This is a genomic window from [Bacillus] selenitireducens MLS10 (genome assembly GCF_000093085.1).
Taxonomy (GTDB): domain Bacteria; phylum Bacillota; class Bacilli; order Bacillales; family Salisediminibacteriaceae; genus Salisediminibacterium; species Salisediminibacterium selenitireducens.
In genome coordinates, this window is sequence record NC_014219.1 from 3173690 (window position 1) to 3190663 (window position 16974).

A 16974-nucleotide genomic window follows, 5' to 3' on the forward strand; every position below is an offset into this window, starting at 1 on the left:
TCCAAAAATTGTTTAGGATTTAATCTCCACGATTGCTTTCTTCTCATTTGATTCAAGTGCAGCCAAAATAATCTCGAGGGACTTCTTCCCTTCCTGACCGGAAATCGGCGATGGCTGATTATTTCGCACGGCTTCCACGAACTGGTGAATGACGGCACTGTTCACCTGACCGTCCGCATCGTTCGTCTGGATCCCGCCAAGTTCATACTTGATGCGCTCTCCGGTGTTGTATTGCAAAATCACGGAATCCGTTGGGTCATCTTCAAGACGAAGCATGCCCTTCTCCCCGTAAATAATGGTAGAATTGTCTTCGGTTGCGCCATACGTCCAGCTCGCCGTCATCGTCCCGATAATCCCGCTCTCACTCTTCAGGATACATACAGCGGAATCGTCGACGTCGGCTTCTTTAGACAGCGTCTCGACCATCGCACCCGCTTCTTTGAATTCTTCACCAAGCACATAGCGGATCATGTCAGTCTTATGGACCCCGAGGTCACCCAGGGCACCGATAAACGCCTTTTCTTTATTAAAGAACCAGGTATTCTTGCCTTCAACGCTCCAGCTTTCCGGACCGCCGTGACCAAAGGTTGTGCGGAAGCTGAATACCTTTCCGAGTACGCCCTCACGGATCAGTTCACGCGCTTTTTGCGTGGATGGGGTAAAGCGCTGGTTGTGCCCGATCATTAAGAGCTTGCCGGATTTCTCCGCCGCATCGATCATCGCCTGTGCTTCTTCGCTGCCGGTTGCCATCGGCTTCTCACAGAGGACATGTTTGCCTTTTTCAAGGGCCTTGATCGTCATCGGCGCATGCAGCGCATTCGGTGTGCAGATGCTTACAATGTCAATCTCCTCATCGTCAAGGAGCTTTTCAAAGTCCGTATAGGCCTCTGCGTCATACTGCTTTGCGTATTTGTCCGCACGTTCTTCGACAAGGTCGCAAACGGCTTTGATGTTCACGCCTTCCTCCTGTGCATATTCCGGTAAATGTCTGAAGAATGCGATCGTGCCGCATCCGATAATGCCTGCCTGTAATGGTTTCATGATGTTGCCTCCTCATAGTTCGTCAGAAATGTCATGCTTTCCTTTACACTTTCAAACGGTGTCTTCTTCGTCTGGTCCTGCTCGACGATGAGCCACTCGAGTGATGACGCCTGAAGCTCGTCCAGGAGTCCTTTGACATCGACGCCGCCGGTGCCAAGCTCCGCAAAGAATGCGTCACCGTCCGTCGTCATATCTTTCATATGGATGACCTTTACCCGGTCTTTGTAAGCCTGAACCCAGGCGAGGGGATCTTCGCCGGCTTTTTTTAGCCAGTAGACGTCGAACTCCGGCATAACCCCAACCTCAGCGGTATCGTCAAGGATCGCCTTCAGGGCCGAACGTCCATCCGCCATCTTAAACGTCAGTTCAAAATCATGATGGTGATAACAGAGCGTCATCCCGTGGGCTTTTGCCTTCGGAGCCAGCTCCTTCATAAAGGCGATCAGACTGTTGTAGCCTTCTTCCGTCTGTTCTTCCTCATCGAGATACGGGATGGCCACATAACGGCAACCGAACCCTTCCAGTTCTTTCAGTACCCCTTCTGCGTCCTTTCGAAGCAGCTCGAGGGGAATATGAGCAGAGGAAACCTGCAGCCCAAGCTCCCCGGTTTTTGCTTTGAACCCTTCTGCATCAAGGCTTCCGTAGCCTGCGAGTTCCACGCCGTCAAAGCCGAGTTCTTTCACCTTCTCAAGCGTCTTCCCCGCGTCTTCTGCCATCTCGTCTCTGAACGTAAACAATTGAACAGATTTTTTCGCGTTTATTGTCAATACCATCCACCCCTTCTTCTTTTGAATCCGTTATCATATTGATGACTATGCTGTTTATGTTAACGGAATTTGCATTCGATGAGAATAGACAATATACTGATAACATAAACAATCCTGCTATTGATTTGAATAGACAGGTTGAAATCGCCACTAAGGAGGGTTTACGATGGGCGTAAATATCAGATTTTCGGGCTATGCCCACCACAGGAAAGGCTATCATGAAGACCGCAAAACCCCGCTGCTGCAGTACCTCGTCCGCCTTCAGGTCGAAGGGCATGCCACGATCCGTTCCAACGGCAAGACGTATCCGATCTCCCAGGGGGATCTCTACCTCGGACGAAAAGGAGATCACTACAGCATCGACACGCCTGCCGGTCAGGACAGCACGGATTACCACATCTTCTGCGACGGATCATGGGTGGCCGAGTGGTTTCATCAGCCTGGGCTCCCCGTTGTCCATAACATCCGCCTCGATGATAAGCTGCTTTCCCTTTGGCGCCATCTCTCCATCGAGCAACGCCGGCCGGACGCCGGGGAAACACCGGAACTGTCCGTCTATCTCCTGAAGGCGCTTTTTGTGATGCTGAAGCAATCTGTCAATGATGAGACAAGCGGCAATGAACGTCCGTTTATCGTCACGAAAATGATGCGGACGATCGAGGAACTGGCTGCATCGAAGTTCCAGGTGGAAGACGTCGCTGCATCCGCCGGTCTCAGTGTCTCAAGAGCGTCGCACCTCTTCAAAGAGCACACCGGCCAGTCCATGATTGATTACGCTCAGGAGATTCGCCTCAATATGGCCGTCAACCAGATGCAGTACACGTCCATGACGCTTGAGCACATCGCTGAAAGCTGCGGATTCGGCTCTTATGTTTATTTTCACCGGATCTTCAAACACCATTACGGCAAATCTCCCGGACAGTTTCGTAAAATGAACTGAACACACACCCTTACCAGACAAACATCATCCAGATGAAATGAGGAATGCGCCATGCGTACAGAAAAAGAGAAAATGATTCAGGGCGAGATGTACAGCCCCGGCGATCCTGAACTTGTCAAAGCCCGTAAAGCGATCCGGCAAAAAGTCCGCCGCTATAACGCAACGACGGAAGAAGAGGACACACTCCGGGGAGAACTGCTCAAAGACATGCTCGGAACGGTCGGGAAGGAGGCGTTTATCGAGCCCGATATCCGGATGGATTACGGGTTTAATATTCACGTTGGGGACCACTTCTATGCGAACTTCGGCTGCGTCATCCTCGACGTCTGCCCCGTCCGCATCGGCCACAACGCCATGCTTGCCCCGGGAGTCCATATCTATACCGCAACCCATCCTCTCGATCCCGTTGAACGAAACGCCGGCCAAGAGTTTGCCAAACCCGTCACGATCGGTGATAACGTCTGGATCGGGGGCATGGCGGTCATCAATCCGGGCGTCACCATCGGCAATGACGCCGTTATTGCATCAGGAGCCGTCGTGACGAAGGATGTGCCGGCCCAGGCGGTTGTCGGGGGCAACCCGGCGAAGGTGCTGAAGATGATCGAAGACAGTCCTTCCATATAATCGAATCCTGCTTCACTGTGATGTGAGGCAGGGTTCTCTCGTATTCTCAGAAAATATTCAAATCCCAATCCTTCGCAAGTTGTGCGAGTAACAGACTGCCTCCGATGCTGTTTCCGTAATCATCAATAGCCGGGCCAAACACACCGATACCGCCGCCGTGAGGTACAGGAGAATAACGGGAACCTGCCCGCTCTGAGACCACGGTCATGATTCCTCCTGATACGCCGCTCTTTGAAGGCAGTCCGACCCTTGCCGCGAACTTGCCCGATGCGTTGTACATCCCGCACGTTACCATAAGCGCCTTGGTCAACCGTGCCACCTCGATGGGGAAATGACGCTGATCCGTTACAGGGTCATAGCCGTCATAGGCCAGGATCAGACCGATTTTGGCGATATCTTCTGTGTGGACTTCGATGGAACAGGCTTTCAAATAGACATTCAGCGCATCCTCGACCGGACAATCCAGGAATCCGTTCTCTTTCAGGTAGTAGGCCATTGCCCGGTTTCGATGAGCCGTCTCCCATTCGGATTCAAAGACCTGTTCATTGATCCCAGGCCGCTTCCCGAGCATCGCTTCAAGAAGATCGAGCGTCGACGACACTTTCCCTTCCGGTGTCCGTTCACACAGCATCGACGCAACGGTCAAGGCCCCTGCATTGATCATCGGATTAAACGGACGTCCCGGCTTGTGAAGTTCAAGACGCAGGATGGAGTTAAAGGCATCCCCTGTCGGTTCCACATCGACTTTCTCAAGCACCTCACTGATGCCGTAATCGAGGCACACCTGTATAAAACTGATGACCTTGGAGATGCTCTGCAGGGTGAACGGAACGTCATGATCCCCTGCTTTCAGCATCGTACCGTCCGGTCTTGCCATGACAATCCCAAGCTGCGACGCATCCGCCTCCGCGAGAGCCGGAATATAGGTCGCACTGGCCCCTTCCCTTGCATAGTCCCTGTAATAAGCAATCCATTCATCTAGATATGTCTGATCGCGCTGATCGGTAATCGTCAGGGTATCCTCAAAACCGCCCTCTTCAAAAGCATCATCATCGAAAATAATCGTTTCTTTTTTCGTCATAAACTGCTCACTCCTCCGTATCTGTCGCCTGCTTCTTTCATCTTACAGATTTCTGAATACGCTGTCAGTCGATCGATCACACCCATTAAAATCAATACGATACGTTCACTCAAACCGCGACCTGTGCTGTTCAAAAAACGCAAAATACGTCCTGACATGCTCAAGATCTGTCCAATGCCTTATGCCCGGCGGGTCCTGATCAAGATCATACACCGCAGCCCCTGCCATGGCCAAAAAGAAGGGAGAATGGGTCGCAACGATAAACTGACAGCCAAAAAAACGCGCCGAGTCGACGATCAGATCAGCCAAATCCTGCTGGCGCGCCGGAGACAGGCTGTTCTCGGGCTCATCGAGCAGATAGAGACCGTTATCATGAATCCGGTCGACAAAATACTGAAAGGCGCGCTCCCCGTTAGATCCCGTTGGTGTATTCGGCATGAGCCGTTTTCGGACATACTGTGACTGAGATGATTTCCTCGCTTCGGTCATCGCCTTTAAACGCTCATAATCATCCATCGAACGCATCTGAAAAGGCGTGTATTTCTGTTCGAGGTACTCGTCATACAGCTTTTCCCGCTTTGCATCAATCCCCTGATTCACCGATCGTACCGTCAGAAGAAAATCAAATACATCGTCACTCGTCATGATCCGGATGTCTTCCGGTAAAGAGGTCCCTCTTTTTGCGCTGCAGAGCCTGAGGTAGTCTTCATAAAAAGCCGTGCGGTTACTGACGGCCTCACGCTCCGCCTGAAGAGAATCCGCGATCACATTCAACGCGGTGGTTTTACCCGATCCGTTGCCGCCGCAGAGAATCGTAATCGGCTCAAAATCGAGTCGGGCCAGGCCTTTTTGTGACATAACCTGAAACGGATAATATGTATCATGACAGGTGCGCCGTTCCGTCATCAGCCTGTCCGCTTCCCGATCAGCATCCGGGAAATCAAATTGTTCCATGTATCGACTCATTGGTTCACTCTCCTTCTATACAATCAGGGACCAGACCTTAATTGCAGATAACAGGGTCTTCCACATCCAAGGATCATTTTACCATGCAGGAACCCCTCCATGAAACGTTTCGCCGGACAGAACGTATAACAGGTACCCAGACCGGATGAGAGCTCTTTCAATCGCCCCCCGGCAATTGTTACATTTAAACAGAAAGGTTGTGATCCCACTTGCGCATGTCCACTTTCATTTTCGCACTGCTTCTTTTTCTTTTCCTTTCATCACCCGTTTCTGCCGATGTGTCCTATACCATTGACAAAGCTGATATCCACGCTCATCTTCAAACTGACGGCACCGTCGTTGTTGAAGAATCGTTCACGTACACGTATACGACCCCTTTTAACGGGATCGTCCGGACGCTGAATCACCCGGAGGAAAGCACCATCCGGGACCTCGAGGCCTTTGAGAACGGGGAACCCCTTGAGATTCAGACGGAGGAGGAGACCATTCACTACATTTACCGCAGCGGAGACCGTGAGACGATTACGATCGACATCCACTACACCATCGAAGACGCGCTCCGCGTTTACGAAGACAAAGTCCTGTTTTTCTGGGCATTCTTCGACCGTTCGAACGAATCTGATTATGAACAGCTCACGATTACGGTGCATCCGCCTTCCGGGGAAGTCAGCCCCGTTGCGATCGGTTTCGATGCCACAGCAGACACGGAGCGCATAGAAGCGGACGGGAGGGTTGTCTTTGATGCCGGTTTCACGGAAGCCGGTGAGAACGGCGACATTAAAGCCGCCTTTGATCGCGACGTCTTTGATCCCCTTCCGGTTGCATACAACTCATCTGCCGAAACCCTGATTGCCGAACGCCACACTGAGCGCGCCGAAGCCGAGGCGCTGTTCAGCGATCGTCAGGAGACGCTTAGCCGGTTGACCACGGTTGCCCTTCCGCTGATCGCAGCCATCTACGCCTTTTTTATCGGCCGCGCATGGTTCGTTAACCGTTCAGAAAAACAGGCAGCCCGGCGTACGCTTTCTCAACAGATCCCGCCGAAGCCGAAGATGAGCATGCCGGCGACCATCATGTACAGCTATTACAGCATCGCGACCGATCAGACCCTGTCTTCCGCGCTCCTCAGTCTTGTGCAAAAAGGCGCAGTCAGGCAGGAAGACGATGGACAATTCCGTCTCGTACATGAAACGGATCTTTTGGATCACGAACAGCACCTCGTTACGTGGCTGTTTTATGACATCGGAGACGGACAAACCTTTTCCTTCCCGGCGATGGAAGCATTCTATCAAGATGAAGCCAACGCCGAGCACTATCACCTGAAACAGACCGAATGGTACAAGCTCGTTAAAAAGGAAATCAGCGAACATGGCTTAACGAAGCCATCGACAAAGTTCCGGGTCATGCTGCCTGTATCGACCGTGCCACTTCTGGGAGTCGCAGGAGCCAGCCTTTATTTCAGCCTGATCACGCCGTTTGTGATCTCTCTTGCCATCATCATCACCGTCACGCTGTTCGCCCTCTTTCATCAGCCCCGGACGACTGAAGGATGGAAAGAACTGATCAAATGGCGCGCGTTTCGCAGCATCCTGAATGAACGTCCACTGTCAGACTGGCAAAAAGACTGGAGCCAGGACGATCAGATGACCGCTTTCATTTACGGGCTCGGCACACAGGTGAAACCGGTCCGAAAAGCAGCCGGCAGTCTGGCCAAGAACCCCGCTCCTTCTGAAACCGTGGCCTCAGACTCGGCATTGCCCGCGTTTATGATCACGGGGCTGATCATGAGTAACAGCTTCAGCTCCTCCTCCGCAAGTGCATCCCAACACGGGTCATCAGGAGGATCCTCACCAGGAGGCATCGGTGGCGGGACCGGTGCCGGTGGTGGAGGCGGCGGCTCCGGCGGGTTTTAATCCGCCTCCCATCACCAGATGAAGACAAAGAGCCCGGCAAACAGCCGGGCTCTACTTTATGGCCTCATCTTCAAGAAGGGAGCGAATCAGATGCATCGAGTCCCACTCGCCCCCGGAAAACAGAGTGATGGGATAGCGCTTTCTGATGACTTCATCACGGATCTGACGAATTGACTTCCCCTGCTCCGCCTTTCTCCTGACGGTGTCTTGCATTTCAAGTAAATAATCCCTCTTGTCACGAAGGGCTTCCCTGCCGTTTTCAAGAGGGCCTGCATGGCTGCAAAAGACACGTTTAAAATCATACGTCAGTAAAAGCGTCAGACTCTCAATCAGCTGCGGCATGTTCTCATCTTTCAGCACGACCTTCGTCCGTCCCTGTGTATACACATCACCGGTGAACAGGTGGCCCGTTGCCGTATTCAGAAACGATACATGGTCTTTGGCGTGCCCCGGTGTCGGTATCACTTGCCACGTCCCTCTCCGAGATGCAAACGACTCCGGCATCGGTCTCGCCTCAAAGGGCGGTCTCTTTCCCCAGAACAGTTTCCGGTACAGGGGATAGTCCGCGCGTTTCCGGGTTTCTTCAGCATACAGCTCATCCATGTACACAGGCACACCCGTCGCTTGAATCAGCGGTGCTGCACAGCCTGTGTGATCCTCATGACAGTGCGTGATCCGCACCTGTTCCGGATTTTGACGCTTCATGAACGGCAAAAAGGATTCACGGAGAGCGTGGGCACCTGTATCAATCAGGACCCCGTCCTCGGCATAGCTGTACACATTCAAACGCACACCCCCGATGGCCAGCTGGCCGTTACCGTAAGTTACCCCGTCCGTTTCGCCTTCTTCAAAGGTTTTTCTGATCAGCATATACCCTCACCTGCCTGTTTTCTTTCAGCTGTAACGCTTGAATCATTCCTCAAACCACGTGCCCCGCTCCTCATCCTTCGCTTCATAAAGGGCCCGGTCCGCCGACTGAATGAGCCCTTCATAGCTGTACGTCACCTGTTCATTGAAGAGCCAGGCCACCCCTGAGGAGATCCGGATCTCCCGTTCTTCGCCGCGAGGAAACGCAATCGGCTTTCGCTTCAGGCTGTCATAAAACCGTTCAATCCTCTCCCGGATCATGTCTTTATTCTCATAACCGGATAAGAAGACGGTGAACTCATCCCCGGACTGCCTGCCTACGACACCGCCTTCATCAATAAAGAGCCTGAGGGCATTCGCCGTTTCCTTAATATACACATCGCCCCAACGGTGACCATAGGTGTCATTAATCTCTTTCAGATAATCGAGATCGAGCATGATCATCGCACCTGTAGCGAGCCCCTTCTGATCGTCCAATATCTGGCGGACATGGCGCTCAAACGCACCCCGGTTATAAATCCCTGTAAGATTGTCATGATCCCGTTCTTTTCGAATCTGCCGCTTGTCCGTCATTTCTCTTGTCACGTCCACCACAACACCGAGTGTGGACGCTTCGTTCTTCCTGACATTGATCCTGATCCAACGCTTTGGATCCGAATCGATTTTGTACGTGTGTTCTTCCTCCGGTTCCGGGTTCATCATAAACTGATCCAGATAATCCGTAAATGCCTGTTTATCGGACAAAATCTCTTCATTCCCGTTCTCGTTCAGTTGGAGCAGCTGCTTCAACTGTCCCGTGGCATAGACCTCTGTCTGATCCGGTTTAATCTCGAATGCTCCAATCGGCACCTGCACGAGATCAATGATCTCCGCCATCTTTACCGTGGATTCCACAAAATCCCGGTTCGTATTCTCCATGACGGTCAAAAGCCCGTCAATCTCCGTTAAACCGGTCCGCTTCAAAATCGGAAATGACTCGGCATCCGCCTCCTGCACCTGTTCGGAAAGCGAAATAATCGGGGAGGTGAACCGGGTGCTGATGAGGTAGCCACCCACGGCACCAATGACGATGGAGCCGATGAGGGATGCGGTCAAAATCATCTGAATCCGGTTGACGTAGGCAAGAAGCTCATGATCCTCCATCAACCCGATCAAAAACCAGTCCTCATCCTCAAAAGGCGTGTTTGCTCCGTATAGTCCAAGCTCACGGACACTTGCCTGAATGGTACGGGTGCTGTTATGATTCATCAGTTCATAGACCTGATGCGCGTCACTCGAGACTGTCCAATCAAAGGCTTCACCCGTATTGATCATCCGCTCCTGCAGAGCCCCGGTTGTCAAAATCGGCATCAACCGCTCATCCTCCGGCGCTCTGTGGCCAAGCAAATACCCGAGTGCATTTCGCTCCTGCAAATCCGCCGCCGGAAGAAAACCGGTCAGATATCCGGTGAGGATCTCCACCCCAACGACACCTCGTTTTCGTCCCTGATCATCAACGAACGGCATCGAATAGGTGATAACCGGCTGTTCCCCCTCCTTCAGGGAAAAAGGCTGACTCCAGTAGCCAAACAGGGCAGGATCCGCCCCGGGGATCGCCGCATCATAAGGCCGGTCAAAAAAAGCCCGGTTCCCTTCATGCAGCTCAAGCTCATAGGTCCAGTTCCGTTCCATCGGGATTCCGAGTCGCTGTGCCGTCTCAAACGGGCCGACAAGAAAATAGAGATCTTTGTTCTGTTCATCATTCAGGACGGGTTCGTAATCACGGATATACATTCCCGCATGATGATCCTCCTCGACGGCCTGGTGATCTAGAATCAGAAAGACCCCCGTCGCAAGGGTCGTCCGGAGCATGGGAATCAGGACGTCCGCCGACTCATCGAGGAACGCCTCCATCTCTCCATTGCCGTCTGTTTCCGGAATCATTCCCGAGAGCTCGGACACATAAGGCCCGATATTCGTCCAGCGGTTCCGCATCTCGCTCTCGAGATAATTCTTCCGGTTCTCGACCGTCTCCGAGAAGGAGCGGATCGCGTCGTCTTCCGCTTCACTGAGAACCCCCGCAGCGATCATCGTGCCGCTCAGCAGAAGAGACTGCCCGATAATCAGGGCAATCACAAAGAAGGTCACCTTGACCCGTATGGATTTCAAATCGATATTCATCCGCTTCTTCATCAAACCACTCCGCCATGATGCTCATTCTAGTTCTCCGGCATATGTGCCTCCGCACTCTCGAGGAAGCTTTCGTACCACTCATGAAACGCTTCTTCCGATGTCAGATCCGCGATCATGGCCGCATGCTCTTCATCAGAGTGACCGGCTTCCTCGAGCATCACGACATTGCGCTCAATCCTGGAAAAGAGATGGTTCTCAAGAAGATGCCTCATCTCCGCACTGCCAGGGAACGGCCTGTAAAAATACAGCTCGTAATCCCTGAACATGCCGGCCGTCGTCGTCACGGTCGATGGCACCGCCGGGTGGAGATCATCTCCCCGCTCCTCAAGAGCCGTCATCAATACCGATTCATCCAAAGCTTCATCTTTCACCGGGAAGTACCCCGTTGACACAGCGAATGGCACGTTTTGTTCGGCATCCGTCAGCCATTTCAAGAACACTGAAGAAGCATATTCATGCTCCGTGGTACTCTTGGCCACGCTCATTCCCGCTCCCTGCTGCACGGCAACCCTGTCGCCGTCCACCATATACGGATAAGGCAGCGTTTCCACTTCAATCTCACGCGTGTCATCCTGACTGAGCGTCACTTCCATTGGAAAATAGACAGCCCCTGCCGTTGAGCCGGTATAGGCAATCGTCAAACCCACTTTGGCATCATCCGAGCTGAAGCGGCCCGATTTGGCAAAATGACCGCGGATATAGGGCTCATAATAATACGTCCAAATATGCCTCGCGATGTCCTCATCCATATTCAGTGAGACCGGTGAGTCTGAGTAATCAAACAGTTCACTGCCCTGTTGCATGGCTGTGACGAGCATAAAATTCGGATCGGAATCAATGCCCATGAAGGCATCGCCACCGGACCAGCCATAATAGGATTCCGCCACTTCAAGAACCCCTTCCCATGTGGCCAGATCCTCATGGGTGTAGCCGGTTTCCTCCGAAAACGGTTCAAAGAACGTCTGATTCAGGTACAGATTCTCCGATGATTTGGCAATGGGAATGATATGCAGACCTCCGTCTTCACTCAGGTAACCTTCATCAAGGAACTCATCACGGAAAGCTCCAAGCTCTTCTTCGGTGAAATACGTTTTGAGATCCGCCAGTTTCCCGAGTGCGTCAATGCGGTATGCGTTATCCGGATACGTCATGAAGACATCCGGCATCTGCTGGGCCCCCATGGTCTCATTTGCCGCATCATAGACCGCTTCCTCGAGCTGACGGACGTCACCCTGGCTCCTTGCATCCACGACAATTCCTTTTTCCATTCCCACCGTCTCATTAAAATCACTCGCGAGATCATCAAAGATCTCCTTCGTTTGACCGCTGTAGTAATGCCAAAGCGTCACCGACACCGGCTGATCCGGATCTAAGGGCGAATCATCCGCGGACAGCTGACTGCATCCACCGGTCATCACGAGTCCTGCCAAGAGCCAACCACCTGCCAGAAACGGCTGTTTCACACCTGTTGTCCACCTCTGCATATCCCGTTCCTCCCTTATTCTGTTGTTTATCATTCGTCTCAATCAAGACAGATTGAGGACCCGCTGGTCAGGAGGATTCCTGTTTCTTCGGAGCTTCGGCGAATGCCTCCGGTCTGTTTTCTTTGGCTTCATACAACCTCGTATCCGCTTTGATTAATAACGCCTCGGGATGCTCACCGCCATCAACCGGAACGACCCCGTAACTGACACCGACGCCCGGTTCGACTTTCTCCACTTCTTCCGTAAATGCCGTCTTCACCGCACTGAGGCGCTCTTCAAGTTCATCCGGTCCGCCGGTATACAAAATGGCGAACTCATCGCCGCCCCAGCGGCTGATGATCTGATTGTCTTCCGGGAAATGCGTTCGCAAGAGCTCACTGAATAATTTCAGAAACTCATCCCCCGTCTGATGACCATGCCGGTCATTCAACCGTTTAAACCGGTCGAGATCCATCAGGGCCAGGCAATACGACGTCCGTTTATGGTTGATGATCTGTTCGATCTCTTCATTAAATGCGCGTCTGTTATAGAGCCCCGTTAACGGATCCCGCTTCGCCACCCGGTCAAGATCATCATGGACCCGTTCATAATCAATGGCGAACTTGCGGATAATCAGCATGGACGCAATCAGCAAGAGCGGAATCTGAATCAGCCTGTCGAGAAATTGCGTCGCCGGATCATGCTCCAAAAAGAGGCCGGGCTGGATGTATTCCAAGACATGGAGCCCGGTAAACATGGCAATCATCAGCGCTGCCAAAATCCCTCTCTTCCATCCGCGAAACAGATAACTGAACGACAAAAGGACGAGAAACAGATACCCGATGGTATTATTCGATGCCCCGCCTGATTCAATGTAACCATATGGCAAAAACACAAGGATGATAAACAGAAAAAAGACATAGATCGGCCTCTCCCGGTACCCGTGACGCCGAAGCTGGAATAACGTTATGAGGCATGCCATCAGTAACAGGAACCATTTGATGCTTAATGGCCAGTCGAAGCCAATCACTGCATTCCCGACGATATTTACCAGAGACACGGCCATTGCTGCTGTCAGCATTGTATACAAAAGCCGGATTTGAATGGTCCTCACACGGCATCCCTCCGCAGGTTTGTTACCTTTATCATACCACCAAACTCATGTGATCGGACCTCTTTTTTTGGAAAGTTCAGAAATTATTTCGATTTGTAATGAAAATTCGGGGACTTCTCCGTATTGTCATACGTTTCATGAAAAATATGCGTGGTTGCCGGTGAAACCGGCGGAATGAGCCACGTCCAGTCTCCGGTCACGTCCCGACCTTCTGTCGCCTCCTGTTTCTCAAACTGCCTGAACTGGGCCGCCGCGGTGTGATGATCCACAATGCTGACGCCGTCCTCCTGAAACGAATGCAGCACAGCCTGATTGAGGATCACGAGCGCCTCATCTTTCCAGAGGCTCGCGTTTGAACCGGCTTCAATACCTGCAGCAAGGGCCACATCCCGAAGCTTATTGTAGCGGTCCTCATCTGCGAGATTGCGCGCACCGATTTCCGTCCCCATATACCAGCCGTTAAACGGCGCGGCCGGATAACGGATCCCCCCGATTTCAAGGTCCATATCCGCAATCGCAGGCACCGCATACCACTTCAGGCCGAGTGCCTCAATTCCCTGAATACGGGGATGACGGATCCGGACTTCACGGACCACCTCGTCCGGGACTGTTCGCCAGACAGGTTCACCGCCTGCCACCTGAAAAACGAGAGGAAGCAGGTCAAAGTCTTTACCGGCCCCCTGCCATCCGAGTGATTCGCAAAAGCGGGTGAATGCCACTGAATGAGGATCTCCCGTCACGGTCCCGTCCTCCTCATAGCCCGCGTAGCGGATGAGCTGATGATTATAGAGTTTCACCGGTTGAACACCGTTTTTCTCCGGTGCAAACACAGTGATGAGCGGTTTGATCCGTCCGCCGTTGGTGGCGGTCCTTAGATGCTCCACCAGGGCTTTATACACGTCATCCTCCGTCACCGCATCCCTCGCATCATGAACTGAGAGCGTATCCCAAAATAGCCGGCCGATGCACTTATTTGCATTTCGCCAGGCCATCTTCGCCCCGTGCACTAATTCCTCTCCGGTATGTCGGTATAATCCGGTCTCATCAAAGGACCTCCTGATCTCTTCAATCCGCATCCCGGTCTGATCTTCTTTCCCTAACTCTTTATAACATTGTCTGATAAATGCTTCCGCCTGTTCCTTGACTGGTTTCATGATCAGTTCAGCCTTTCTCTCTATGGTTTATGTTCTGTCACCCAGTTTATCATGTTCAGAATGGGATGTACCGACTGATCTCTCAGCTTTGATCCTTTCCCGCCCCACCCATCTCAGTCGCGTATCGCCATACGCCACCATGTAACTAAGAAGCGGACAAAGAGCGTCAGATTTCTTCACATTTCTCTCTCTATCATCCGTTTGATCAGTCTTTCGCCAATTTGTCAGAAAAATTGAGCAAAGCGCTTGTTTGTAAGTGTTTTCACATGTTTATATAGAAAACAACACAGCGGAAGTGTTATCCGCCGTGATTTTCAAGAAAGCGAGTGATCAAGCATGACAAAGCAAACAGAACCAGCCATTCACCCTTTTTTGTATAACAATGAATGGAAAGAAAGCGCAACGGGCAATACCGTTGATATATACTCTCCGGATAACGGCAACCTCGTCGGAAGCGTTCCGGCCATGTCCCAGGACGAGGTCAACGACGCGGTCAATCTGACAGCCGATGTCCAGGAGAACTGGGCCGCCACAGAAGTCCACGAGCGCTCGGATCTTCTGCACCGCTGGGCAGACGAACTCGACAGCATGGCCGACGAGATCGGCGCCATGATCCAGCTTGAAGTGGGCAAAACTTTTTCTTCAGCGAAGAGTGAAGTGAAACGGACCGCACAGCTGATCCGGCACACAGCTGAAGAAGGGCTCAGGACCCACGGCAGCTTCATTCAGGGAGACGCTTTCCCCGGAGCATCGCGCTCCACGAAGGCCATGGTCCAGAAAGTACCGCACGGCGTCGTGCTGGCCATTTCTCCGTTCAACTACCCGGTCAATCTCGCCGCTTCAAAAATCGCACCGGCCCTCGTTACCGGGAATACCGTCGTCTTCAAACCGGCAACCCAGGGAGCCATCAGCGGCATCCTGATGGTCAAAGCCCTGGTCAAAGCCGGCCTGCCAAAAGGTGTCCTGAACATCGTCACCGGCCGCGGCTCCGTGATCGGCGACTTCGTCGTGACCCATGACAAGCTCGATATGATCACCTTCACCGGCGGTACCGCCACCGGCCAGCACATTGCCAAACAGGCGTCCATGATCCCAGTCGTTCTCGAACTTGGCGGGAAAGATCCGGCCATCGTTCTGAGCGACGCCGATCTGAAGAAGGCCGCCAAAGAAATCGTCGGCGGAGCCTTTAGCTACTCCGGTCAGCGTTGTACAGCGATCAAGCGGGTAATGGTCATGAATGATGTGGCAGACGAGCTTGCTGAAGAGATCCGAAGCCATGTGGCCAACCTGAAAGTCGGGTACTCCACAGATGATGCAGACATCATCCCGATGATCGATCAAAAGAGCGCAGACTTCGTCACCGCCCTGATTGACGATGCCAAGGCAAAAGGGGCAACTGTCGTCCATACCGGCGCCCATGAGAAAAACCTGCTTTCACCGACTGTTCTGGATCATGTCACAGAAGACATGGACGTGGCATGGGAAGAACAGTTCGGGCCGGTACTGCCGATTATGCGTGTCGAAAGTGAACTCGAAGCCATCGATCTCGAGAAACGAAACGAGTATGGCCTGCAGGCGAGTATCTTCACAACAGACATGGAGACAGCCTTCACCCTGTCCGAGCGGATGAACGTCGGAACCGTTCAGATCAACGGCAAAACATCCCGCGGACCTGACCACTTCCCATTCCTCGGTGTGAAAAATTCAGGCCAGGGCGTACAGGGCATTGGTCGAAGCATCGACTCCATGCTCCGTGATAAAGTCATCGTCCTGAACCTCTGATCCGCACAGGATCCAGACGAAAAGAACCGTCAAATGACCCGAGTCGGGCTTTTGACGGTTCTTTTTCTTTCAGCACAATCATTCAGTCATGCTTGCAATCTCTCTGTTTTCATCTGCTGTCTTCCCGTCCCGTTTCCTGTATACTGTAAAGCAGAAACACAGTGTGAACGCACTTCTGCCCTGAAAGGAGGCCCCAACATGCTTTTGTCCATCCATCCGAATATGGTCCTCTTTCTCCTCTCCATCCTGCTATTCATCGCCGGCGGGATCGTTCTCCTGATCCGGATATTCCGATAAACAGCCAAAGAGAACCGCGAGCAAGGCCAATTCGACCATGATGATGTTTCTCTGCATGTCCGGATCCCGCTTGCCCATTCTGTCTCCTCCACAGAAGTCCTTTTAAAACCCGTTTCACAAAATGTTTAACAGTTCATCAAAACCCTCAATCACATCATCGTATTCACGTACATGACCGAAACCGTATGCTGCATACACAAAGGGAACACCCGCATATCTTGAGGCCTGTAAATCACCTTCCGTATCTCCGACATACACGGGATTAAACAAATGATTTCTTTCGATGATCAGCTTTATATTTTCTCCTTTTGAAAGCCCCGTTCTTCCCGGATTCTCATAATCCACGAAGTATTAACCCAGGTTATGGAACTTAAAAAAAAATTCTATGTAGCCATCCTGGCAGTTGCTTACGATGCACAGTTTGCAGTGCTCCGCCAATATTTCCAATACCTTCCTGACATTCGGATAAAGCATGCCTCCCTGTTTCTCCAGATACCCCAATTCTGCATCAAAGCAATCGGCGATCAGCTGATTCCGGCATTCTTTATGCAAATCAGGAAACAACCTCATACTGATTTCCTCCATTTGCAATCCCATTGTTTGCTCAACATCCGCTCGAGACAATACCATCTTCACTTGACTGCACTCTCTGATACAGCTGTTCCAAGCATGTAAAACGGTATCAACCGGATCCCAAATCGTCCCATCCAAATCAAAAATCACACTGTCCATTCGAAGCTTCACCTCATCGTTTTTTTCAACGCTGTAGATACCTCTTCCAATTGCATCCCAC

The 16974-nt window shown here is 52.0% G+C and carries 16 protein-coding genes; 4 read left to right on the top strand and 12 right to left on the bottom strand.

The window, feature by feature from the left end; translation table 11 throughout:
- Positions 1-12 precede the first annotated feature (12 nt).
- Together BSEL_RS14915 and BSEL_RS14920 are read right to left on the bottom strand one after the other, a co-directional pair.
- On the bottom strand, positions 13-1041 hold the full coding sequence (locus BSEL_RS14915) for a Gfo/Idh/MocA family protein (protein WP_013173835.1): 1029 nt from the start codon (positions 1039-1041) through the stop codon (positions 13-15).
- Positions 1038-1814, bottom strand: coding sequence for a sugar phosphate isomerase/epimerase family protein (locus BSEL_RS14920; protein WP_013173836.1), 777 nt, complete (start codon positions 1812-1814; stop codon positions 1038-1040). The genes BSEL_RS14915 and BSEL_RS14920 overlap by 4 nt, the downstream gene beginning before the upstream one ends.
- A gap of 160 nt (positions 1815-1974) precedes the next feature.
- Here BSEL_RS14920 and BSEL_RS14925 point away from each other — a divergent pair, with 160 nt between their 5' ends.
- Positions 1975-2748 (top strand): helix-turn-helix domain-containing protein, encoded by a 774-nt coding sequence (locus BSEL_RS14925; RefSeq protein ID WP_013173837.1) that lies wholly within the window; start codon positions 1975-1977, stop codon positions 2746-2748.
- A gap of 51 nt (positions 2749-2799) precedes the next feature.
- Positions 2800-3372 (top strand): maltose acetyltransferase domain-containing protein, encoded by a 573-nt coding sequence (locus tag BSEL_RS14930; protein WP_013173838.1) that lies wholly within the window; start codon positions 2800-2802, stop codon positions 3370-3372.
- A 46-nt stretch (positions 3373-3418) separates the two neighbouring features.
- On the opposite strand, the gene BSEL_RS14935 is transcribed toward BSEL_RS14930, so the two are convergent.
- Both BSEL_RS14935 and BSEL_RS14940 read right to left on the bottom strand, forming a co-directional pair.
- Positions 3419-4453, bottom strand: a complete 1035-nt coding sequence (locus BSEL_RS14935; protein ID WP_013173839.1) for a glutaminase — start codon at positions 4451-4453, stop codon at positions 3419-3421.
- A 105-nt stretch (positions 4454-4558) separates the two neighbouring features.
- Positions 4559-5419: an AAA family ATPase gene (locus tag BSEL_RS14940; protein ID WP_013173840.1), complete on the bottom strand. Its 861-nt coding sequence runs from the start codon at positions 5417-5419 to the stop codon at positions 4559-4561.
- A 215-nt stretch (positions 5420-5634) separates the two neighbouring features.
- Between BSEL_RS14940 and BSEL_RS14945 the strand changes: the two genes are divergently transcribed.
- Positions 5635-7332 (top strand): DUF2207 domain-containing protein, encoded by a 1698-nt coding sequence (locus BSEL_RS14945; RefSeq protein WP_232970537.1) that lies wholly within the window; start codon positions 5635-5637, stop codon positions 7330-7332.
- Positions 7333-7383: 51 nt separating this feature from the next.
- Here BSEL_RS14945 and BSEL_RS14950 read toward each other — a convergent pair whose 3' ends face one another.
- The 5 genes from BSEL_RS14950 to BSEL_RS14970 form a co-directional block, all read right to left on the bottom strand.
- A complete protein-coding gene (locus tag BSEL_RS14950) occupies positions 7384-8202 on the bottom strand; it encodes an MBL fold metallo-hydrolase (RefSeq protein WP_013173842.1) in 819 nt (272 codons plus the stop codon).
- Positions 8203-8244: 42 nt separating this feature from the next.
- Positions 8245-10371 (bottom strand): diguanylate cyclase domain-containing protein, encoded by a 2127-nt coding sequence (locus tag BSEL_RS14955; protein ID WP_013173843.1) that lies wholly within the window; start codon positions 10369-10371, stop codon positions 8245-8247.
- Between the two features lie 26 nt (positions 10372-10397).
- Positions 10398-11855: an extracellular solute-binding protein gene (locus BSEL_RS14960; RefSeq protein WP_013173844.1), complete on the bottom strand. Its 1458-nt coding sequence runs from the start codon at positions 11853-11855 to the stop codon at positions 10398-10400.
- Positions 11856-11922: 67 nt separating this feature from the next.
- Complete coding sequence (locus tag BSEL_RS14965; protein ID WP_013173845.1) at positions 11923-12948, bottom strand: GGDEF domain-containing protein; 1026 nt, start codon at positions 12946-12948, stop codon at positions 11923-11925.
- A gap of 83 nt (positions 12949-13031) precedes the next feature.
- Positions 13032-14102 (bottom strand): nitric oxide synthase oxygenase, encoded by a 1071-nt coding sequence (locus BSEL_RS14970; protein ID WP_013173846.1) that lies wholly within the window; start codon positions 14100-14102, stop codon positions 13032-13034.
- 336 nt (positions 14103-14438) lie between these two features.
- On the opposite strand from BSEL_RS14970, the gene BSEL_RS14975 reads away from it, so the two are divergent.
- Positions 14439-15884, top strand: coding sequence for an NADP-dependent glyceraldehyde-3-phosphate dehydrogenase (locus tag BSEL_RS14975; RefSeq protein WP_013173847.1), 1446 nt, complete (start codon positions 14439-14441; stop codon positions 15882-15884).
- A 249-nt stretch (positions 15885-16133) separates the two neighbouring features.
- On the opposite strand, the gene BSEL_RS18250 is transcribed toward BSEL_RS14975, so the two are convergent.
- Genes BSEL_RS18250 through BSEL_RS18300 form a run of 3 tightly spaced genes read right to left on the bottom strand, consistent with a single transcriptional unit; the run spans position 16134 to position 16913 of the window.
- The gene (locus BSEL_RS18250) at positions 16134-16259 is read right to left on the bottom strand and encodes a hypothetical protein (protein ID WP_013173849.1); all 126 of its coding nucleotides are present in this window, start codon (positions 16257-16259) and stop codon (positions 16134-16136) included.
- Between the two features lie 36 nt (positions 16260-16295).
- Entirely contained in the window at positions 16296-16526 is a 231-nt protein-coding gene (locus BSEL_RS18295) for an HAD family hydrolase (protein ID WP_332870072.1), read from the bottom strand.
- Positions 16527-16532: 6 nt separating this feature from the next.
- A complete protein-coding gene (locus BSEL_RS18300) occupies positions 16533-16913 on the bottom strand; it encodes an HAD family hydrolase (protein WP_332870073.1) in 381 nt (126 codons plus the stop codon).
- Between the last annotated feature and the right edge of the window lie 61 nt (positions 16914-16974).

What these genes read in the sequence shown, in the direction of transcription:
- BSEL_RS14915 (WP_013173835.1), bottom strand. Translation starts at nt 1,041, where the DNA reads ATGAAACCATTACAGGCAGGCATTATCGGATGCGGCACGATCGCATTC.
- BSEL_RS14920 (WP_013173836.1), bottom strand. Translation starts at nt 1,814, where the DNA reads ATGGTATTGACAATAAACGCGAAAAAATCTGTTCAATTGTTTACGTTC.
- BSEL_RS14925 (WP_013173837.1), top strand. Translation starts at nt 1,975, where the DNA reads ATGGGCGTAAATATCAGATTTTCGGGCTATGCCCACCACAGGAAAGGC.
- BSEL_RS14930 (WP_013173838.1), top strand. Translation starts at nt 2,800, where the DNA reads ATGCGTACAGAAAAAGAGAAAATGATTCAGGGCGAGATGTACAGCCCC.
- BSEL_RS14935 (WP_013173839.1), bottom strand. Translation starts at nt 4,453, where the DNA reads ATGACGAAAAAAGAAACGATTATTTTCGATGATGATGCTTTTGAAGAG.
- BSEL_RS14940 (WP_013173840.1), bottom strand. Translation starts at nt 5,419, where the DNA reads ATGAGTCGATACATGGAACAATTTGATTTCCCGGATGCTGATCGGGAA.
- BSEL_RS14945 (WP_232970537.1), top strand. Translation starts at nt 5,635, where the DNA reads ATGTCCACTTTCATTTTCGCACTGCTTCTTTTTCTTTTCCTTTCATCA.
- BSEL_RS14950 (WP_013173842.1), bottom strand. Translation starts at nt 8,202, where the DNA reads ATGCTGATCAGAAAAACCTTTGAAGAAGGCGAAACGGACGGGGTAACT.
- BSEL_RS14955 (WP_013173843.1), bottom strand. Translation starts at nt 10,371, where the DNA reads ATGAAGAAGCGGATGAATATCGATTTGAAATCCATACGGGTCAAGGTG.
- BSEL_RS14960 (WP_013173844.1), bottom strand. Translation starts at nt 11,855, where the DNA reads ATGCAGAGGTGGACAACAGGTGTGAAACAGCCGTTTCTGGCAGGTGGT.
- BSEL_RS14970 (WP_013173846.1), bottom strand. Translation starts at nt 14,102, where the DNA reads ATGAAACCAGTCAAGGAACAGGCGGAAGCATTTATCAGACAATGTTAT.
- BSEL_RS14975 (WP_013173847.1), top strand. Translation starts at nt 14,439, where the DNA reads ATGACAAAGCAAACAGAACCAGCCATTCACCCTTTTTTGTATAACAAT.
- BSEL_RS18250 (WP_013173849.1), bottom strand. Translation starts at nt 16,259, where the DNA reads ATGGGCAAGCGGGATCCGGACATGCAGAGAAACATCATCATGGTCGAA.
- BSEL_RS18300 (WP_332870073.1), bottom strand. Translation starts at nt 16,913, where the DNA reads ATGGACAGTGTGATTTTTGATTTGGATGGGACGATTTGGGATCCGGTT.